We start from the raw sequence: 16,574 nt of genomic DNA, 5'->3' as shown, positions 1-16,574 counted from the left end.
ACACCTGTCGATCGGCACCGCCATCCAGCTGAACGCTACCCGGCCGCTGCGCGTCAGAGCTAGGAGCCGCCGCAGCCAGAGGGACGCCCACGTGCTCGAGAGTTTCATTGCCGCCACGCTGCTTGCCGCCGTACACCTGTGCGCTGGCGGGTTGCGTAGCCTGGATCGTCTGCCGCGCAGCCGCTGGCTATCGGCCGCTGGCGGTGTCGCGGTGGCCTATGTTTTCGTGCACCTGCTGCCCGACCTCGCCCGCGGTCAGCAGGTGATGGATGGCATCGACATCGCCTTGCTCAGCTATCTCGAGCACCACGCCTACCTTCTGGCCCTGCTCGGCCTGGTGGTGTTCTACGGACTCGAGCGAATGATAAAACAGCACCGCCAGAACAAGCCGGCGCACCACCCTTCCCACCCGGCCATGTTCTGGCTGCATATCGGAGCGTTCGGCGCCTACAACGGGCTGATCGGATATCTGCTGGTGCATGGGGAAAGCGAAGACTCGACCGACCTGGCGCTGTACTGCGTTGCAATGGGGCTGCACTTCCTGGTCAACGACTTCGCCTTGCAGGACGCTCATAAGGACCTGTTCAGCCGTCGCGGCCGCTGGTTGCTGGCGCTGATGCCTGTAGCCGGTTGGGCCATAGGGAGCGTCACGGAGGTTTCCGAACTGGCGGTATCGGCCCTCGCAGCCTTCCTGGGGGGGTCGATCATCCTCAACGTGTTGAAAGAGGAGCTGCCGGAAGAGCGCAACAGCCGGCTCGGACCTTTTTTGCTGGGTTCGATCGGTTACGCCGCCCTGCTGCTCAGTGTGCAGGGCTGACGGCGCGACGGGCGAAGCAGCGTACGCTCGCCACGCTTTACATCACATATGGCAAACCATATATTCGGCTACCCATATATCTACGTGCTGCAGCGCCTCATGACACCCGAACTCACACCCGCCGAGGTTTTCAAGTGCCTGGCCGACGAGACCCGCGCACGGATCACCCTGCTGATCGCGTCACGAGGTGAGCTGTGCGTTTGCGAGCTGACCGTCGCGCTCGATCAGAACCAACCGAAGGTATCCCGTCATCTGGCCCAGCTACGCAACTGCGCCCTGCTCGAGGACCGTCGGCAAGGGCAGTGGGTCTACTACCGCCTCCACCCTGAACTGCCGGCCTGGATCCAGGCCCTGCTGACCGAGGTTGCCCAGGCCAACAGCCGCTGGCTGGCATGTGACAACGAGCGTTTGCAAGCGATGCGCGACCGCTCCGATACGAGCACCTGCAGCTGATACGGCCCTAGCCATACGAGAGGAGTGATACGTGAACGACACGCAAGAGCCGCGCCCCGAATTGCCGAACCTGGACGAGGCCTTGCTGGCCATGCCCGACCTCGCGCGTCTGGGGCAGACGAGCCTGGCGCACAAGCCTCGCATCCTGTTGCTCTACGGCTCGAATCGGCCGCAATCCTACAGCCGGCTGCTGGTATTGGAAGGCGCTCGCCTGCTGCAGCGGCTCGGCGCCGAAACCCGCGTTTTCGACCCGTCCGGCCTGCCCTTGCCAGACGATGCGCCCGACACGCATCCAAAGGTTCAGGAACTCCGCGAGCTGATGCAGTGGTCCGAAGGCCAGGTCTGGTGTTCCCCGGAACGCCACGGCTCGATGAGTGCGGTTTTCAAGGCACAGATCGACTGGGTTCCGCTCGCCATGGGTGCCGTCCGTCCGACTCAGGGCAAGACGCTTGCAGTGATGCAGGTTTGCGGCGGCTCGCAATCCTTCAATGTCGTCAACCAGCTGCGGGTACTCGGGCGCTGGATGCGGATGGTCACCATCCCGAATCAGTCCTCGGTCCCGAAGGCTTTTCTGGAGTTCGACGCTGACGGCCGTATGAAGCCGTCAGCCTTCTATGATCGGCTGGTCGATGTCATGGAGGAGCTGATGAAGTTCACCCTGCTGCTGCGAGGCCGGGAGCAATATCTGGTGGATCGCTATTCCGAGCGCAAGGAATCCGCCGAGGCGCTCTCGCAGCGCGTCAACCAGCGTTCGATATGACCCGACCGGCTCGGAATCCAACGTGATCAAGACCTTCGCCCTGTTCGTCCTCACCGCCCTGGCGGAGATCGTCGGCTGCTACCTGCCCTATCTCTGGCTGCGGCAGGGCAAGAGCGCCTGGCTGTTGCTGCCGGCCGCTGCTTCGCTGGCGCTGTTCGCCTGGCTGCTGTCGCTGCACCCCACTGCGGCGGGACGGGTCTACGCCGCCTACGGTGGCGTCTACATCGGCACTGCAATGCTCTGGCTCTGGTTGGTGGACAAGATCAGGCCCACCGGCTGGGACCTGCTCGGCTCGGCCGTCGCCCTGGCGGGCATGGCCATCATCATGTTCGCCCCACGTCACGGCTGACCCTTTCACATTCTTCAAGGAGTGCTGCTCATGGCATTGAAAGTCGGTATCAACGGTTTCGGCCGCATCGGGCGCCTGGTCCTTCGCGCCGCGTGGGATTGGCCGGAAATCGAGTTCGTGCAGATCAACGATCCCGCAGGCGATGCCGCGACCCACGCCCACTTGCTCAACTTCGACTCGGTACACGGTCGCTGGCAGCACGAGGCGGGTCATGACGGCGATCAGCTGGTCATTGCCGGACGAAGGATAACGGTCACGGCCAACAAGGCGATCGTGGACACTGACTGGTCGGGCTGCGATCTGGTCATCGAGGCCAGCGGCAAGATGAAGACAGTCGCCGTGCTGCAGGCGTACCTGGACCAGGGTGTCAAACGCGTGGTGGTCAGCGCACCGGTGAAGGAACCGGGCGCGCTGAACATCGTGATGGGTGTCAATGACCAGCGCTTCGACCCCGCCCAGCACCGCATCGTCACAGCCGCATCCTGCACCACGAATTGCCTCGCCCCGGTGGTCAAGGTGATCCACGAGAACCTCGGTATTCGTCATGGTTCGATCACCACCATCCATGACCTGACCAATACCCAGAGCATCCTCGACCAGCCCCACAAGGACCTGCGCCGCGCCCGCGCCTCGGGCATGAGCCTGATTCCCACCACCACGGGCTCAGCGACTGCCATTGCCGAGATCTTCCCGGCGCTGCGAGGCAAGCTCAACGGACATGCCGTGCGTGTCCCGCTGGCGAATGCGTCGTTGACCGACTGCGTATTCGAGCTCGAGCGCGCCACGACCGTCGAGGAAGTCAACGGGTTGCTGCGCAGCGCCGCCGAACAGGGTCCGCTGCGCGGCATCCTTGGCTACGAAGAACGGCCGCTGGTCTCCATCGACTATCGAACCGACCCCCGCTCTTCGATCATCGATGCGCTGTCGACCATGGTCGTCAACGGCACGCAACTGAAGCTGTACGCCTGGTACGACAACGAATGGGGCTACGCCAACCGCACCGCGGAGCTGGCGCGCAAGGTTGGCCTGGCCTGACCGGCCTGGAGGGGGCCGACCTCACGCTCGGCCCCGGATCCTCTCGAGAACACCATGACCACGATCTCTCCCGCCGTTCGCCAGTACCTGATCGTCACCGGCAACTACTGGCTCTTCACGCTGACCGACGGTGCCTTGCGAATGCTGGTTGTGCTGCATTTCCACGCATTGGGCTATCAGCCGCTGGAAATCGCCGCGCTCTTTCTCTTCTACGAAATATTCGGCGTGGTCACCAACCTGGTCGGCGGCTATCTGGGCGCGCGGATCGGGCTCAACCGAACCATGAATATCGGCCTGGGCTTGCAGGTGATCGCCCTGCTGATGCTGACGGTGCCCGCCGTGTGGCTGACCATTCCCTGGGTGATGGCGGCGCAGGCGCTGTCCGGCATCGCCAAGGACCTCAACAAGATGAGCGCCAAGAGCAGCATCAAGACGCTCGTACCTGACAACCAGCAGGGCCAGCTTTACCGCTGGGTGGCGATGCTCACCGGCTCGAAGAACGCCCTGAAGGGTGTGGGCTTCTTTCTCGGCGGTGCCCTGCTCGCCTGGCTCGGGTTCCGCGGCACCCTTCTCACCCTGGCCGGCCTGCTCGCGGTGGTCTGGGTCAGCAGCCTGATCCTGCTCGAAACCGACCTGGGCAAGGCAAAGGCCAAACCGAAATTTCGTGACCTCTTGTCCAAGAGTCGCGCGATCAACGTGCTGTCCGCGGCGCGCCTGTTCCTCTTTGGCGCGCGTGACGTCTGGTTCGTGGTCGCGCTGCCGGTCTATCTCGCTGCCGTGTTCGGCTGGGATTTCTGGCAGGTCGGCGGCTTTCTCGCGGCGTGGGTGATTGGCTATGGCATCGTCCAGTCGCTCGCCCCGGCGATCACCGGCAAGCGACGAGACCAAGCGCCTGATGGGCGTGCTGCGCTTGTATGGGCGTTGCTGCTGGCCTGGTTGCCTGCTGCCATCGCGCTGGGGCTGGCCACTGACCTGCCTCCACAGCCCATTCTGATCGGCGGGCTGTTGCTGTTTGGCGCCCTGTTCGCCATCAATTCCTCCCTGCACAGCTACCTGATCGTGTCCTATGCCGAGCAGGACGGCGTGTCCCTCGACGTCGGCTTCTACTACATGTCGAACGCCATGGGTCGTCTGCTCGGCACCTTGCTGTCGGGTTGGGTCTACCAGGCTCATGGTCTGGCGGCCTGCCTGTGGGTTTCGACCGCATTCATCACATTGGCAGCGCTGATCTCTCATGGACTGCCGCGGCATACCGAAGCGAACTAGGACACCAGCTCCGCGGCGTCGCTCAGCAGATGGCTCAGGACCGAGCGCAGCTTGCCCGCCTTGACCGGCTTGTTCAGCACGGGGACACCGAAGCCCTGCAGCGCCTTGCGGCACTCATCGCTACGATCTGCGGTGATCATTACCACCGGAATCGCCTGGCCGAAACGCATGCGCAGCGATTGCGCAACGTCCCAGCCAGTCACGCCCTGGTCGAGGTGATAGTCGGCGAGGATCAGGTCCGGCGCGGTGCCATCCAGCACCTCGACAGCAGCCGCTTCATCTACGGCGGTGAGTACCGCACAGCCCCACTGCCCGAGCAGTGCGGCCATGCTGTCGAGGATGTTCAGCTCATTATCGATCACCAGCAACCGGCGCCCCGGCAAGGGGTCGCCCAGCAGCGTGGCCTTGGGCTGGGCATCGACGGTGACCTGCTCCGGCAATGGCGCCAGCGGAACCTCGATACTGAATACCGAGCCGCGACCGGGCTGCGAACGGACCTCGATGCGGTAGTCGAGCATGCTGGCGATACGATCGACGATCGCCAGGCCGAGCCCGACCCCCGCCCGCTCGGCTGCCCGTTGCACGCCCAGCTGGTTGAACTCCAGGAAGATCGATTGCAGCTGGTCGGCCGCAATACCGCGCCCCGTGTCCCACACCTCGAGCCGCAGCTTGTCGCCCCGCCGCCGCGCGCCGAGCAACACGCGGCCCTCATCCGTGTACCGGCAGGCATTGCTCAGCAAGTTGCGCAGGATGCGCGTCAGCAGCCGGAAGTCACTGCGCAGGGCATACGCCGGGATGTAGTGCGCCAAGCCAAGCCCCTTGGCTTCGGCGACGGATTGAAACTCGGAAACCAGCGGCAGCAGCACCTCATCGACGCGGTACACCTCGATATCCGGCTTGATGGCCTGCTGGTCCAGCTTGGAGATATCCAACAGGTCGGTGAGCAGGTCTTCCGCGCCCTCCAGCGCGAGGTGCGCGCGCTCCACCAGGTTGTGCTCGGCGCCTGGCAGCGGGCGCTCGCGCAGCGTGGAAATCAGCAGCCGGGCGGCATTCAGTGGTTGCAGCAGGTCATGGCTAGCAGCGGCGAGATACTTGTCCTTGCTGCGGTTGGCCGCCTCGGCGGCATCCCGTGCCTTGCGCAACTCCAGCGTCCGCTCGGCAACGCGCTGCTCGAGCTGTTCGTTGAGCTGCAGCAGCCGCACCTGCGCCAGCTTGCGTTCGGTGATGTCGGCTACGAAACCCTCGACGAGCCCTTCTTCGTCCGGTTTGAGCAGCAGGTTCATCATCACGTCGATGGCGCTGCCGTCTTTTCGTCGCAGCCGCGTCTCGTAGCCGAACAGGCCTTGCTGTGCACCGAGCGTCTTGCGGATCTGCTTGAGCTCCGCATCGCCGCCAAGGAACAGGTGATGCGACAGATCGGTCAGCGCCCAGAGCGCTTCGGCGGGGTCCTTGTAGCCGAGCATGCGCGCCAGTGCCGGGTTGGCGGCACGGATGCCTTCCTGCAGGCTGGCCTGGAAAATGCCGTGCACCGCATGTTCGAACAACCATTTGTAGCGGTTGCGCTCGGCCTCCAGCTCTTCAAGCCGTGCGACCAGTTCCGGGTAATGGCTCTTGCGCGCCGAATGAGTGCCGAGACCGAGCAAGCCGGCCAGCGCGTCATCCTGCTCAGAGTGCTTCGGCATACACCACTTCGACATCGCGCTGGGTGGATGAGCGCGGGTTGGTCAGGATGCAGGGGTCCTGCATCGCGTGCTGTGAGAGGAACGGAATGTCCGACAGATTGACCCCATGCAGGCGGAGCGTTTCATGGAAGCCGATGGCCTGCTTGAGACTGATCAGATGCTGCACGAGCCGTTCGCGAATCTGCCGGTGGTTCAGGCCGCGGCTGTCGATGCCGAGGGTCTCGGCCACCTTCTTGAAGCGGTCCGGCGCGGCGTCGTAGTTGAAGGCCACCACATGTTCGACCAGCACCGCATTGCACAGGCCGTGTGGCAGGTCCAGGTAACCGCCGAGGCTGTGCGACATGGCGTGCACGGCGCCAAGGATGGCATTGGAGAAGGCCAGCCCGGCCTGCATGCTGCCGAGCATGATCTTCTCGCGCAGCTCGATGTCCGCAGGATGGGCGATCATCTCCACCAGATGACCATTGATCAGCCGCATCGCCTCGAGCGCGTGCGGATCGGTGAGGGGCCCGTGGCCGGTGGATACGAAGGCCTCGATGGCATGTACCAGCGCATCGATACCGGTACAGGCGGACAGAAAGGGGTCCATGCTCAGCGTGGTTTCCGGGTCGATCAGCGAGACGTCGGGCACCGCGCCCTTGCTGACGATGGAAAACTTCATGCGTTCGGTCTGGTTGGAAATGATCACGAACTGCGACACGTCTGCTGAGGTCCCCGCCGTGGTCGGGATCAGGATCAGCGGCGGGCTCGGCACCCGCAGGGTGTCGACGCCTTCGAACTCGACGATATCGCGACCATGCGCGACGGCGATGCCGATACCCTTGGCGCAGTCCATCGGGCTGCCGCCGCCAACGGCGACGATCACGTTGCAGCCTTCGTTGCGATAGACCTCGGCACCGAGCATGACTTCCTCGGAGCGCGGGTTGGCCGAGACCTGAGTGAACAGATGAAAGCCGATCTCCTGCCGGGTCAGGCTGGCCTGGACGTCCGCGGCCCAACCGGCCTTGACCACGCCAGGGTCCGAGACCAGCAGTACCTTGCGGGCTCCGAAGTTCTTCGCGTAGTTGCCAGCGCTGTGTCGACAGCCGGCGCCGAAGACGATTTCAGGCGAGACGAATTTACGCTGCAGGCTCAGGTTGGGGCTCATACAACAGCCTATCGTTATTATTCTGGACGTCCGGCAAGCCTACTGCTTTCGGCTGCCAAAGCAATCGGCAAATAGGCGCATACGACCTGAGGCAACGGCTGCGCAACGGGCCTCATCGACGCAGTAGCCGCTGGTAGAACCCGCACTCGCGTGTGAGCGCATCGGCCAGATTGGCCGCCTGCCGAAAGCCGTGACGCTCCTGGGCATAAAGATGGTGCTCGACAGGAATGCCGCGGGCACGTAGCGCCTCGACCATCGCCTCGGTCTGCTCCGGCAAGACGACCGCATCCAGGCCGCCCTGGAAAAAGATCACCGGCACCTTGATCTGCGCTGCGTTCTTCAAGGGTGTCCGCTCGCGGTAGCGCCGGGCGTCGAGGATGGGGTCTCCGATCAACCAGTCGAGGTAATCCGCTTCGAACTTGTGGGTGACCCGGCGCAGCGCCAGCGGGTCGCTGACACCGTAAAGGCTCGCCCCGCCCGCGAAGCCGGCGTCTGCGGCGAGTGCACACAACGCACTGTAGCCGCCCGCGCTGGCGCCACGAATGAAGGTACGTGCCGGGTCGATCTCGCCGCGCAGTGCCAGACAGCGCACCACAGCGCAGGCGTCCTCGACATCCACCACGCCCCAGGCCTCATGCAACCGCTGCCGATAAGCCCGGCCGAAACCGCTGCTGCCCCGGTAGTTGACGTCCGCGACAGCGAAGCCGCGTTGTGTCCAATACTGAATGCGCGCATCGAAGACCGGGTAGCTGGCCGAAGTCGGCCCGCCATGCATGAAGACCACCAGAGGCGGTCGTGCGTCCGGTGGCCCCTGCACAGTCGCATGCGTCGGTGGATAGAAGAAGGCGTGGGCGGCCTCGCCCGATCCGGAAGAGAAGCTGAACGGCTGCGGGTGCGACAGGTGAGCGGTCGGCAATGGGCGCTCGCCGCCAGCGAGCACCTCCACCCGGGCGTCATGCCGGTCGATGGCCAGCACGGCCGGCGTCAGGCCTGGCGAGCCGGCGATGCAGTAATAGCGGTGCGCATCCGCGGCGAGCTGCCGACAGCGGCTGAACGCCGTTGCCAATGCTCGCGCCTGCGCGCCTGCCTTCAACTCGAACAACAGGCTGTAGCCATCGACGATTCGCGTCAGCAGCAGATCGCCGTTGCCCAACGGCAGATAGCTGGTAGTGCCGAGCTGCCAGGGCGCGGGCGCGTGATCGAACGCTGCGCGGGCGCAACGGCGTTCCGGCACCCAGGTGCCATCCTGAAGCAGCCAGGGCTGCCACCAGCCGTCACGGTCGCTCAAACAATGCAGCGTGCCGTCCGGCGCGAAGCGTGGTTGCTGCAGGGACTCGCCTCCGTTCGCGCCAGCGATACATTCAGCGCGCCCGAGGCGGCCGTCGGCGCTGTAGGGTGCACACCAGAGCTCGGTGGCCGTCCAGGGTTGATCGGGCCGCTGCCAAGCGATCCAGGCCAGGCGTTCGCCGGCGGAATCCAGCGTCGGTGCGGCATAGAAATCGGCCCCTTCGACCAGTACGGAGCGCGCTCCATTCCTTAACGAAAGGCTTACCAATCGGTGGGTTACAGCCGCTTCCTCGTGTGATTCCTCGATCGCGAGAACCGCCTGCCGCTTCGCATCAAACCGCAGATCGCCATAGCGACGGTCTCCCCCGGGGCCAAGAGCGGTCGGCTGAGCACCCGCCTCCAGCGGCTGCAGATAGACCTGCTGGTCCGCTTCGTTGACGAACGCGACGCCCTCGTCGGTCAGGCAGACGGCGCCACCGCCGTACTCGTAGACACGGCTGCGCAGCGAATAACCGGCCGGGGTCAGGCATCGGAGCTGATTGTCGCGCCAGTACCAGAGCGTGTTGCGGGCGTCGGCTGGGTCGTACTGGATCCAGAAAGCCCCGCCGTGGCCCGCAAGCAGTTCGGCGAAATCGCAGCTCGCGGAAGCGGCATCCTCGGCCGTCCAGTCACTCGGCCAGAAGCCGTAGGGTTCTTCCGTCTTGGTCATCAGCGTACTCGTGGCCGGCAGCCAGCTAAACCTTGAGGATCAACCTGGAAGCCTGCTCGTTGCGGAAGGTCAGCTCATCCAGCCCGCGCGGTGCCTGCTCGGCCTGGGTACGCGCAGCCAGGATGGCGCCATGATGGGCTGACTTGCTGCATACCGGGTCCGCGTTGGCGGCGTCACCAGTGAGCATGAACGCCTGGCAGCGGCAGCCGCCGAAGTCCTTTTCCTTCTCGTCGCAGGACTGGCACGGTTCGGGCATCCAGTCGAAACCGCGAAACCTGTTGAAGCCCAGCGAGTGCTTCCAGATCTGCTCGATGCTGTGCTCGCGCACGTTCGGAAACGTGATCGGCAGCTGTCGGGCGCTGTGGCACGGCAGCGCAGTGCCATCGGGCGTGATGTCGAGAAAGAGATTGCCCCACCCGTTCATGCAGCCCTTGGGTCGCTCTTCGTAATAATCGGGCGTGACGAAGATCAGCTTGCAGGGGTGGTTTTCGGCAGCGAGCTTCTCGCGCCATTCGTTGGTGATGCGCTCGGCACGTTCCAGTTGCGCGCGGCTTGGTAGCAAGCCGGCGCGGTTGAGTTCCGCCCAGCCGTAGAACTGGCAGGTCGCGAGCTCGACGAAATCCGCCTCCAGCTCCAGGCAGAGCTGGATGATGCGGTCGATGTTATCGATGTTGTGCCGATGGGTGACGAAGTTGAGCACCATCGGATAGCCGTGCGCCTTGACCGCGCGGGCCATGGCGAGCTTCTGCGCGAACGCCTTTTTCGATCCGGCGAGCAGGTTGTTCACCTCTTCGTCCGCGGCCTGGAAGCTGATCTGGATATGGTCGAGCCCGGCATCAGCGAACGCGGCGATCTTGCTTTCGGTCAGGCCGATACCGGAGGTGATCAGATTGGTGTAGTAGCCGAGTCCGCGGGCCGCCGCGATCAGTTCGGCCAAGTCCTGTCGCACCAGCGGCTCGCCACCGGAAAACCCGAGCTGCGCCGCGCCCAGTTCACGCGCCTGACGGAACACATCGATCCATTCGGCCGTGCTCAGCTCGTCATGGTTGCGGGCGAAATCCAGCGGATTGGAGCAGTAGGGGCACTGCAGCGGGCAACGGTAGGTCAGCTCCGCCAGCAGCCAAAGCGGCGGCCCCGGCTCGAAGCCCGGCTTAGCGAAGCTCGATCCAGAACCGTTCAACGGCGACCTCCAGGAACGCGACGATGTCTTCCTCGATGCCCTCGGCATCCGGGTAGCGGGCCTGCAACTCGGCGACGATGGCGCCAACGGTGCGCGTACCGTCGACCTCGCCGAGCACGGCCGAAGCGCTCTCGTTGAGCTTGATCATCCCCTCCGGGTAGAGCAGCACGTGGCAGTCCTGCGCGGGTTCCCACTGGAAGCGAAAGCCACGGCGAAACGCCGGGATACGGGTCAGCATGTCAGTCATTGCCTGCTCCTCGATCGGGGCCTGGTTCATGGCTTGATGCCGGTGTGCCAGACGCGCTCGCGCGTGACGGTGTGGTACGGCGGGCGATCCAGCTCGTAGGCCATGCTCATGGCGTCGAGCATGCTCCAAAGCACGTCGAGTTTGAACTGCAGGATGTTGAGCATCCGCTCCTGGCCTTCCCTCGTCGTGTAGTGCTCGAGCGTGATGCGCAGGCCGTGCTCGACATCCCGCCGCGCCTCCTTCAGCCGCTTGCGGAAGTAGTCATAACCGGACGGATCGATCCAGCCGTAGTGCTGCGGCCAGGCGTCGAGCCGCGACTGGTGGATGGTCGGCGCGAAGAGTTCGGTCAGCGAACTGCTGGCCGCCTCCTGCCAGACGGCGCGGCGTGCAAAATTGACGTAGGCGTCTACCGCGAAGCGCACGCCGGGCAGCACGAGTTCCTGAGACAACACCTGTTCGCGGTCCAGCCCCACGGCTTCGGCCAGCCGTAGCCAGGCTTCGATCCCCCCTTCCTCACCCGGCCGACCGTCGTGATCGATGATGCGCTGGACCCATTCGCGGCGGGCATCGCGGTCCGTGCAGTTGGCCATGATCGCCGCGTCCTTCACCGGAATGCAGACCTGGTAGTAGAAACGGTTGGCGACCCAGCCCTGGATCTGCTCGCGCGTGGCGCGGCCCTCGTACATCGCCCGATGGAAAGGATGGTGGATGTGGTAGTAGTCGCCCTTGGCGCGCAGCGCCTGCTCGAATTCGGCGGGGGTCATGGCTGGCAGGGTCATGAAGGCTTCCTTGGTCCGGCCCGACTGCGCTGGCGGCGCGACGGGCTTCGATGAGGTCGTGTCTGGTGTGCTGTCGTCGTGCTAAAGCTCGATGCTCATGCCATCGAATGCCACCTCGATGCCATGCTCGCCGAGGATTTCCCGCTCGGCCGAGTCCTCGTCGAGGATGGGGTTGGTGTTGTTGATGTGGATGAGGATCTTGCGTGCGGCAGGCATGCCGTCGAGCACCTCGATCATGCCGCCGGGACCGCTCTGCTGCAGATGGCCCATCTCCGAGCCGAGCTTGGTGCCCACCTCACGGACGCGCATCTCGTCGTCGCGCCAGAGCGTGCCGTCCACCAGCAGGCAGTCGGCGCCGCGCATCAAATCGAGCAATTGCGGGCTGACCTTGCCCAGGCCCGGCGCGTAGAACAGGGTCCCGCCGGTCGTCCGGTCCTCGATCAGCAGGCCGATGTTGTCACCGGGGTGCGGGTCGTTGCGGTGCGGCGAGTAAGGCGGTGCGGCGCTGCGCAGCGGGATCGGCGTGAACTTCAGGCCCGGGCAGGCCGGAATGGTGAAATCCCCTTGCAGCGCGATGGGATTCCAGCGCAGGCCACCGTTCCAGTGCTCGAGCATTCTGAACAGGGGAAAGCCTGTCGTGAGGTCCTGATGGACCATCTCGGTGCACCAGACGTCATGCGGGCAGCCCTCGCGCAAGGTCAGCAGGCCGGTGGTGTGGTCGATCTGGCTGTCGAGCAGGATGATCGCGCCGATAGCAGTGTCCCGAGGGCCACGCGCCGGTTGCAGCTTGGGAAAGGATTCGAGCTGCGCGCGGATGTCCGGTGAGGCGTTGCACAGGATCCAGTCTTCGCCGTTGTCGCTGATGGCGATCGAGGACTGGGTGCGAGGCCGAGCGCGCAGCGTGCCGTTGCGCAGCCCTGCGCAGTTGGCGCAATTGCAGTTCCATTGGGGGAAGCCGCCGCCAGCAGCCGAACCGAGAATCTGGATATGCATGGGCAGCTCCCTGAAAAGCGGAGCCCCGGCCGGGGCCGGGGCAGATCGATCAGCGGTTGGCGAAGTACATGGTGACTTCGAAACCAATACGCAGGTCGGTGAAAGCAGGCTTAGTCCACATGGCAGGTTCCTCTCTTGTCTGGTGCCGGACGTATTCCGACACCGCATTAAGCACCCAGCTCTGCGAAAAGCAGAATGGTACTTTGGAAGGAGACCGCGCCCTGCGTTGGTAGTGCCATGCGCCCTACCCTCGCCAGGCCTTGCGCCAGAGCCAGGCAGACCGTTCGTCAGCCGTTGCGCGTCGCCGAACGCCCATGCGTGCCGCGCCAGCCCAGTTCATTGCTCAGGGTCGCCATCGGCGAAAACATGTCGTAATCGAATTCGGTCAGCCCGATGCCCTCGCGAACGCGGATCGGCCAGTCGTGGTTGGCCAGCGCGGCCTTGCCGATCGCCAGCAGTTCGGCCTCGCTGCGCTCGAGCAAGGCTTCGGCCTGTGCGCCGGTCGCGATACCGCCGTTGGCCACGACAGGGATCGACACGCATTCCTTGGCGATTGCCGCGAGACTCGGCCCTCCGTCGAAGGCCGGTGCGCTGGCGTCATACTCGGTCACGTGCAGGTAGTCGAGGCCAGCGCCAGCGAGCGTCACGAAACGATCGCGCGCCGCCTCGACGCCGCCGTCCCACTTCAGACGGCTGTTGGTCACCATGCCCTGCGACAAGCGCATGCCGACGACGAAGTCCGCCCCGACGGCGTCGCGAACGGCTCGAATGACCTCCAGCGGCAACGCCAGCCGCGCCTTGTAGTCGCCGCCCCACCGGTCGGTGCGCTGGTTGAACTCCGCACTCATGAACTCGTGCAGCAGGTAACCGTTGGCACCATGCAGCTCGACCCCATCGAACCCCGCCGCACGCGCATGGCGGGCAGCCTGAACGAAGCCTTCGATCGCCTCCTGGATCTCCGTTTCAGTCATTTCGGCCGGCGTAGCGTAAGGTCCCTCACCGCCATAGAAGCTCAACTGCCGCCCGTCCGGCTGCACGGCGGAGGGCGCGACGTGGCGGGCATGGTGGATATTGCCCTGGGTCTGAGCGCCGCCGTGCATCAGCTGCGCCACGATCGCCGCGCCTGCCTGGTGAACTGCGGTGACGACCGGTACCCAGCTGTCGCGATGCGCCTCGGTCGCCAGCCCTGGCTGATTGAAATAGCCCTGGCTGTAGGCGGTGTCGGTGTAGATGCCTTCGGTAATGAGCATGCCGAAGCCACCCTCGGCGAAGGCCTGGTAGTAGTCACGCATCATCTCGTTGGCCATGCCTTCCGGCTCGGCACTGACACGCGTCATCGGGGCCAGGACGGCACGGTTGGGAAGTGTCAGAGCGTTCAGCTTGAGGGGGTCGAACAAGCGGGGCATGGGTGGCTCCTCATCAGTGGGGTCTGCTGAATCTGAGAGGGGCATGGGCGTTGGAGTTCGGTTCAGTCCGCCGTCGTCCCCGCCGGTATCGGACAATCTAAGGCGAACCGGCCGATGGGGAGTTGGTTGAGCGCTTGGTTTCGCCCAACGCGAAGATCGCCGAATTTCCGCGAATAGGTCCTCTTTTGCCATCACTCCAGTTGCCGCACCAAAAAAACCACCAGCCAAAAAAAACGCGACCCATGGGGTCGCGTCGCGTTGATGAACCGATCAGGCACCGCCTGCGCCCAACCGATCCCCGCACCGCAGTGCGAGCCAGTCAAACCGGCGCGCTGGAGCGAACGCGCCGGATCCTCCGAGTTGAAAACTGCTGGCTAGAAGAAGCCCAGCGGGTTGATGTCGTAGCTGATCAAGAGGTTCTTGGTCTGCTGGTAGTGGTCGAGCATCATCTTGTGGGTTTCGCGACCGACACCGGACTTCTTGTAACCACCGAACGCGGCATGCGCTGGATACAGGTGGTAGCAGTTGGTCCAGACACGGCCGGCCTTGATTCCGCGGCCCATGCGGTAGGCGCGGTTGATGTCGCGGGTCCAGACGCCGGCGCCCAGGCCGAACTCGGTGTCATTGGCGATTGCCAGCGCCTCGGCTTCATCCTTGAAAGTCGCGACGCCCACTACCGGCCCGAAGATCTCTTCCTGGAACACGCGCATCTTGTTGTGGCCCTTGATCAGGGTCGGCTGCACGTAGTAACCCGTCGACAGGTTGCCCTCGAGCTTCTCCGCGGCACCGCCGGTGAGGATCTGCGCGCCCTCCTGCTCGGCGATCTCCATGTAGGACAGGATCTTGTCGAACTGCTGTTCGGACGCCTGGGCGCCGACCATGGTGTCGGTGTCCAGCGGATTGCCACGCTTGATGGCCGTGATCTTCTTCATGACCACGTCCATGAAGGGTTCGAAGATCGACTCTTGGATCAGTGCACGTGACGGGCAGGTGCACACCTCGCCTTGGTTGAAGAAGGCCAGTNACGCTTGATGGCCGTGATCTTCTTCATGACCACGTCCATGAAGGGTTCGAAGATCGACTCTTGGATCAGTGCACGTGACGGGCAGGTGCACACCTCGCCTTGGTTGAAGAAGGCCAGTACCAGCCCTTCGGCGGCCTTCTCGATGAACGCCGGCTCGGCCTGCATGATGTCCTCGAAGAAGATGTTCGGGCTCTTGCCGCCCAGCTCCACGGTGCTCGGAATAATGTTCTCGGCCGCGCAACGCATGATGTGCGAGCCAATCGGGGTCGAGCCGGTGAAGGCGATCTTGGCGATGCGGGTATTGGTGGCGAGCGCCTGACCCGCTTCCTTGCCGAAGCCCTGCACGATGTTCAGCACGCCGGCGGGCAGCAGATCACCGATGAGCTCGGCGAGGATGACGATCGACAGCGGCGTCTGCTCGGCGGGCTTGAGGACCACACAGTTGCCGGCGGCCAGGGCCGGCGCCAGTTTCCAAGCGGCCATCAGCAGCGGGAAGTTCCAGGGAATGATCTGGCCGACGACGCCCAGCGGCTCGTGGAAGTGGTAGGCCGCGGTGTGCTCGTTGATTTCCGCGGTGCTGCCTTCCCGTGCGCGGATGCAACCGGCGAAGTAACGGAAATGGTCGGCTGCCAACGGCACGTCGGCGTTCAGGGTTTCACGAACGGCCTTGCCGTTGTCCCAGGTTTCGGCGATGGCGAGTTTTTCCAGGTTGGCTTCGATGCGGTCGGCGATCTTCAACAGGATCAGTGCGCGATCCTGGACGGAGGTCTTGCCCCAGGCATCGGCCGCGGCATGGGCGGCGTCCAGCGCCTTTTCGATATCTTCGGCGCCCGAACGGGGAAATTCGGCAATCACTTCGCCGTTGACCGGCGAGGTGTTGACGAAATATTCACCCTTGACCGGCGGGACGAATTCGCCGCCGATGTAGTTGCCATAGCGTGGCTTGAAGGAAATGACGGCGCCTTCTGTACCGGGTTGGGCGTAGATCATGAGCGGCCTCTCTGTTTTTTTGCTTGTAGGAGCCTGGCCGGGAAATGGTCAGGACATGGAACGATCTTAGGCAGCCCACACACACCACCGAAATGCACCCAACGGCGCGATGAGTTCGTTATTTGGTAGTAGGCGCAAGGCGTTAGCGCGATGGCCGGCGGGTACGTCTGGCACCTCGGTATGGCCCCGTACTCCGCTGGCCGAATAAATTCGGCCCTACAGGTGACGCCAACCGATGGGCCCCGCACGCACCGTAGGGGCGAAATTATTCGCCCGGCGGGGTGCCGGCTGGCACTTCGGTGAATCCCCGTACTCCGCGGGCCGAATAAATTCGGCCCTACAGGATCTGCCAACCGATCGGCCCCGCACGCACCGTAGGGGCGAAATTATTCGCCCGGCGGGGTGCCGGCTGGCACTTCGGTGAATCCCCGTACTCCGCGGGCCGAATAA

At 64.2% G+C, this 16,574-nt stretch carries 15 protein-coding genes and 1 pseudogene; 6 read left to right on the top strand and 10 right to left on the bottom strand.

Annotation, left to right across the window (positions count from 1 at the left end; genetic code table 11):
* Positions 1-91: 91 nt before the first annotated feature.
* The 6 genes from MST27_RS09295 (at position 92) to arsJ (ending at position 4,680) form a co-directional block, all read left to right on the top strand.
* Positions 92-817 carry a hypothetical protein gene (locus MST27_RS09295; RefSeq protein ID WP_243605680.1) on the top strand — a complete coding sequence of 242 codons (726 nt, stop codon included), beginning with the start codon at positions 92-94 and terminating at the stop codon, positions 815-817.
* Between the two features lie 99 nt (positions 818-916).
* Positions 917-1,270 (top strand): metalloregulator ArsR/SmtB family transcription factor, encoded by a 354-nt coding sequence (locus MST27_RS09290; protein WP_243605679.1) that lies wholly within the window; start codon positions 917-919, stop codon positions 1,268-1,270.
* Between the two features lie 31 nt (positions 1,271-1,301).
* Entirely contained in the window at positions 1,302-2,030 is a 729-nt protein-coding gene (gene arsH, locus MST27_RS09285) for an arsenical resistance protein ArsH (RefSeq protein ID WP_420864229.1), read from the top strand.
* Positions 2,031-2,052: 22 nt separating this feature from the next.
* Entirely contained in the window at positions 2,053-2,379 is a 327-nt protein-coding gene (locus MST27_RS09280) for a YnfA family protein (protein WP_243605678.1), read from the top strand.
* Between the two features lie 30 nt (positions 2,380-2,409).
* Positions 2,410-3,414, top strand: coding sequence for an ArsJ-associated glyceraldehyde-3-phosphate dehydrogenase (locus MST27_RS09275; RefSeq protein WP_243605677.1), 1,005 nt, complete (start codon positions 2,410-2,412; stop codon positions 3,412-3,414).
* 54 nt (positions 3,415-3,468) lie between these two features.
* Positions 3,469-4,680, top strand: a complete 1,212-nt coding sequence (gene arsJ / locus MST27_RS09270) for an organoarsenical effux MFS transporter ArsJ (protein WP_243605676.1) — start codon at positions 3,469-3,471, stop codon at positions 4,678-4,680.
* Here the strand turns inward: arsJ and MST27_RS09265 are convergent.
* The 10 genes and pseudogenes from MST27_RS09265 to MST27_RS22580 form a co-directional block, all read right to left on the bottom strand.
* Entirely contained in the window at positions 4,677-6,362 is a 1,686-nt protein-coding gene (locus MST27_RS09265) for a hybrid sensor histidine kinase/response regulator (protein WP_243605675.1), read from the bottom strand. The two genes, arsJ and MST27_RS09265, sit on opposite strands and share 4 nt — an antisense overlap.
* Positions 6,346-7,509 carry an alcohol dehydrogenase-like regulatory protein ErcA gene (gene ercA / locus MST27_RS09260; RefSeq protein WP_243605674.1) on the bottom strand — a complete coding sequence of 388 codons (1,164 nt, stop codon included), beginning with the start codon at positions 7,507-7,509 and terminating at the stop codon, positions 6,346-6,348. The genes MST27_RS09265 and ercA overlap by 17 nt, the downstream gene beginning before the upstream one ends.
* A gap of 112 nt (positions 7,510-7,621) precedes the next feature.
* Positions 7,622-9,505: an alpha/beta hydrolase family protein gene (locus MST27_RS09255; protein ID WP_243605673.1), complete on the bottom strand. Its 1,884-nt coding sequence runs from the start codon at positions 9,503-9,505 to the stop codon at positions 7,622-7,624.
* A gap of 25 nt (positions 9,506-9,530) precedes the next feature.
* Complete coding sequence (gene pqqE, locus MST27_RS09250) at positions 9,531-10,685, bottom strand: pyrroloquinoline quinone biosynthesis protein PqqE (protein WP_243605672.1); 1,155 nt, start codon at positions 10,683-10,685, stop codon at positions 9,531-9,533.
* Complete coding sequence (gene pqqD, locus MST27_RS09245; protein WP_243605671.1) at positions 10,657-10,932, bottom strand: pyrroloquinoline quinone biosynthesis peptide chaperone PqqD; 276 nt, start codon at positions 10,930-10,932, stop codon at positions 10,657-10,659. The genes pqqE and pqqD overlap by 29 nt, the downstream gene beginning before the upstream one ends.
* Positions 10,933-10,958: 26 nt before the next feature.
* Positions 10,959-11,711, bottom strand: coding sequence for a pyrroloquinoline-quinone synthase PqqC (gene pqqC, locus MST27_RS09240; protein WP_243605670.1), 753 nt, complete (start codon positions 11,709-11,711; stop codon positions 10,959-10,961).
* An 81-nt stretch (positions 11,712-11,792) separates the two neighbouring features.
* Positions 11,793-12,704: a pyrroloquinoline quinone biosynthesis protein PqqB gene (gene pqqB / locus MST27_RS09235; protein ID WP_243605669.1), complete on the bottom strand. Its 912-nt coding sequence runs from the start codon at positions 12,702-12,704 to the stop codon at positions 11,793-11,795.
* Positions 12,705-12,753: 49 nt separating this feature from the next.
* On the bottom strand, positions 12,754-12,825 hold the full coding sequence (gene pqqA, locus MST27_RS09230) for a pyrroloquinoline quinone precursor peptide PqqA (RefSeq protein ID WP_003253598.1): 72 nt from the start codon (positions 12,823-12,825) through the stop codon (positions 12,754-12,756).
* A gap of 166 nt (positions 12,826-12,991) precedes the next feature.
* Positions 12,992-14,110 carry an NADH:flavin oxidoreductase gene (locus MST27_RS09225; RefSeq protein WP_243605668.1) on the bottom strand — a complete coding sequence of 373 codons (1,119 nt, stop codon included), beginning with the start codon at positions 14,108-14,110 and terminating at the stop codon, positions 12,992-12,994.
* Between the two features lie 374 nt (positions 14,111-14,484).
* Positions 14,485-16,124 (bottom strand): annotated as a pseudogene (locus MST27_RS22580) (aldehyde dehydrogenase family protein).
* Positions 16,125-16,574 lie beyond the last annotated feature (450 nt).

The organism is Stutzerimonas marianensis (assembly GCF_022810315.1).
GTDB lineage: Bacteria > Pseudomonadota > Gammaproteobacteria > Pseudomonadales > Pseudomonadaceae > Stutzerimonas > Stutzerimonas marianensis.
The sequence above is the reverse complement of the archived record's forward strand: the minus strand, read 5'-3'. Positions and strand labels throughout refer to the sequence as shown.